Source organism: Megasphaera sp. DJF_B143, assembly GCF_900320625.1.
Taxonomy (GTDB): Bacteria; Bacillota; Negativicutes; order Veillonellales; family Megasphaeraceae; genus Megasphaera; species Megasphaera hexanoica.
In genome coordinates this window covers 1-3,006 of the sequence record NZ_ONTA01000006.1, presented here as the reverse complement: position 1 = coordinate 3,006, position 3,006 = coordinate 1, and the positions used below count along the sequence as shown (strand labels likewise).

Genomic DNA, 3,006 nt, shown 5'->3' with positions numbered 1-3,006 from the left:
TGATCCGGTCGGCATCCACACTGGCGATTCTATCGTCGTGGCTCCGAGCCAGACCCTGAATGATCTGCAGTATCAGATGCTGCGTACGGCTTCTCTGGCCATTATCCGCCGCCTTAAGATCGAAGGTGGCTGCAATGTACAGTATGCTCTGGATCCCAACAGCAACCAGTACTATGTCATCGAAGTCAATCCCCGTGTCAGCCGTTCATCGGCACTGGCTTCCAAAGCGACGGGGTATCCCATTGCCAAAGTTGCGGCAAAAGTGGCTACAGGACTGACTCTGGACCAGATAACCAACGCCGTTACGGGAAAGACGACGGCCTGCTTCGAACCGACGCTGGATTACTGTGTCGTCAAATTCCCACGCTGGCCATTTGAAAAATTTGCTCTGGCTGACCGCACGCTGGGAACGCAGATGAAAGCTACAGGGGAAGTCATGGCGCTGGACCGCTGCTTTGAAGGAGCACTGCTCAAGGCTGTCCGTTCCCTGGAAATCGGCGTTAATTATCTGAGCCTGAAGAAACTGGAATCCAAATCACTCATCGATATTGCAGAATTGTTGAAAAACCAGGATGATGAACGTATCTTTGTCGTCGCTCAGGCACTGCGTCTGGGAATCGGCTTTGATAAAATCCATTATATTACCGGATACGATATGTGGTTCCTGAAAAAAATCAAAAATATCGTCGATCTGGAAGATAACCTACGCCGCAATAATCTGACGGAAGATAATATCCGCCTGGCTAAACGCTATAGCATGCCGGATGCGGTCATTGCCCAGCTTACCAGCAAAACGGAAGAACAGGTCCGTGCGTTCCGGGAAAAACTGGATATCCGTCCGACATTCAAGATGGTAGATACGTGTGCCGCTGAATTTGAAGCTGCAACACCGTATTATTATTCTTGTTACGCAACGGAAGATGAAGTCAGACCGCTGGGAGATAAGAGCGTCATTGTTCTCGGGTCGGGCCCTATCCGTATCGGACAGGGGATTGAATTCGATTATTGCTCTGTCCATTCAGCCTGGGCCCTGCGCAAAGCCGGGATGAACAGTATCATTATCAACAACAATCCGGAAACAGTCAGTACCGATTTCGATACGTCGGACAGCCTGTATTTTGAACCGCTTACCGTAGAAGATGTCATGGCTGTCGTCGAAAAAGAAAAGCCCGTCGGCGTCATCTGCCAGTTTGGTGGTCAGACGGCGATTAATCTGGCAGCTCCACTGGCTAAACGGGGCGTAACCGTCCTTGGAACCTCTGTCGATGGCATGGACCGGGCAGAAGACAGAGAACGGTTCGATGAACTTCTGGCCAAGCTCAACATACCCCGCCCGGACGGCCGGATCGCGACGAGTGACACGGAAGCGATGCAGGTATCAAAAGAATTGGAATTTCCTCTCATCGTCCGCCCATCGTATGTCTTGGGAGGCCGGGCTATGGAAATCGTCTATACAGAAAAGGAATTGGAACGTTATCTGCGGGAAGCCGTCATCGCCTCTCCGGATCATCCTATCCTGATTGATGAATATATGGTCGGCCGGGAAGTAGAAGTAGATGCGATTTCTGATGGCAAAGATGTCTTCATTCCAGGCATCATGGAACAGGTGGAACGGGCTGGCGTCCATTCCGGCGACTCTATTGCCGTATATCCGCCACAGCATCTGGATAAGGCCATGATTGACCAGATTGTCGATTATACAACGCGCATTACCCTGGAACTACAGGTAAAAGGTGCCGTCAATATCCAGTTTGTCGTATCGAAGGGCAAGTTGTATATCATTGAAGTCAATCCCCGCTCCAGCCGTACTGTACCATTCCTGAGTAAAGTAACGCATGTGCCTATGGTCGAACTGGCCACCCGCATAGCCCTGGGCGAAACGTTGAAGGAAATGGGATATGAAGGTGGACTCATGCCGGCAAAACCACATGTTGCGGCTAAAGCTCCTGTGTTCTCTTTCAGTAAGATCGGCCTGGCAGAAATTGCTCTCGGACCGGAAATGAAGTCGACTGGGGAAGTCATGGGTATAGGAAAGACCTATTCTGAAGCACTATACAAGGCTGTAAATGGCGCTAAGATGAAAATTCCTGCTGGTGGTACCATTCTGGTTACGGTAGCTGACCGAGATAAGGCAGAAGCACTGCAGCTGGCCCGCGGCTTCCAGGAATTGGGCTATCACATCATAGCCACTGCCGGTACGGGCAAATATTTCAATGAACAGGGATTCCCCGTCGATGTGGTCCGGAAGATCCATGAAGGCGGTACCAATATTGCTACGCTGATCCGCAATGGCAAAATTGATTTAGTCGTCAATACGCTGACCTTTGGCAAACATCCGGAACGGGACGGATTTAATCTGCGCCGTATGGCGGTCGAACTGGCAATTCCCTGCCTGACTTCGCTCGATACGGCCCGCGAAGTCCTGCGCGTCTTTGCCAATAAAGGCAAAGGACAGGGATATCATCATGTAGCCGCTTTGCAGGATTACGATCAAGAATAAGCAAGATACTATAGACAGCTCTTTGCAGGCAGTATGCCATGCAGAGAGCTGTTTTTTTCTTGCGTAGGATAAGCGTGTCGTGTCGGGGAGTTTCCTTGTGTATTATCAGGTAGTTTTTTTATAAATTAATTAAAATATTTCTTGCATTTTATTGGATATCATGATATACTTATCAAGTCGTCAGAACTAAGAACTGCTAATGAGTGGTTTGAAATGATTGAAAAAAGTACTTGACAGGATGAACATTCTCTTGTATAATCAATTACGTTCTGTTGAACAAGCCGACGTAGCTCAATTGGTAGAGCAACTGACTTGTAATCAGTAGGTTGTAGGTTCAAGTCCTATCGTCGGCTCCAAACGAATGGTGGGATTCCCGAGTGGCTAAAGGGAGCAGACTGTAAATCTGCCGGCGTTCGCCTTCGATGGTTCGAATCCATCTCCCACCACCATTTTTATCGCGGGGTGGAGCAGTTGGTAGCTCGTCGGGCTCATAACCCGAAGGTCGT

1 protein-coding gene and 2 tRNA genes are annotated in these 3,006 nt (G+C 49.4%); all 3 read left to right on the top strand.

The features are described from left to right. Nucleotides 1-2,500 (top strand): carbamoyl-phosphate synthase large subunit (gene carB, locus DBO31_RS00150; protein WP_150824135.1); only part of this gene is annotated, 2,500 nt, incomplete at its 5' end. A gap of 280 nt (nt 2,501-2,780) precedes the next feature. Further along, nucleotides 2,781-2,856: transfer RNA gene (locus tag DBO31_RS00145), tRNA-Thr, on the top strand. Nucleotides 2,857-2,863: 7 nt separating this feature from the next. Then, nucleotides 2,864-2,949: transfer RNA gene (locus tag DBO31_RS00140), tRNA-Tyr, on the top strand. Nucleotides 2,950-3,006: the final 57 nt, after the last annotated feature.